At 74.9% G+C, this 517-nt stretch carries 1 pseudogene; it reads left to right on the top strand.

Going from position 1 to position 517, the window contains the following annotated elements:
• Positions 1–273: 273 nt before the first annotated feature.
• A pseudogene (locus AC27IQ_RS26990) lies at positions 274–517 on the top strand (hypothetical protein); the annotation flags it as partial.

Below are 517 nucleotides of genomic sequence, written 5' to 3'. Positions count from 1 at the left end.
CCGCCAGCCGGCGTGCAGGTGCCAGACGCCCCACGCCAGCGGATTCGCGGCCCTGCGCCGGGGCCCGGGCGGCCGGGCGTGCACGTTTTTCGAGAGATTCCATAACCGCAAATGCTAGCGGCCGCCCGCGCAAGGCATCGGCCGAACAGCGCGGCTTTCCCCCGTTGCCAGGGGCTTGGGGCTTCTTCACCCGGGGTTTCCCGCACGCGCCGGCCCCGCTGCTGCGGTGCTCGCCTACGCGGCGTTCGAGCGGCGTTGCGACAAAATCCGCGCATGTCCCGCCCCGCCGCCCCCCTGCCCCAAACGCCGCCCCTGGCGCGCCAACTTCCACCCACCTCCGCGACGACAGGGCAGCTTCCGGCCGGCGACCCGCCCGACCACTCCGACATCTCCGCCTCCAACCCCGCATCCGCACCCACCGCCGCGCCCGAGCCCGGCGACGATGTGCCGCCCGAACCCCTGGCCGCCGGGGCCTCGGAGGGATCGGCCAACCCACCCGCCTCCACGGCCCCTTCCG

Source organism: Acidovorax sp. KPB24-07 (assembly GCF_057543315.1).
Note: the sequence above shows the minus strand (reverse complement) of the source record. Positions and strands in the feature narration are given on the sequence as shown.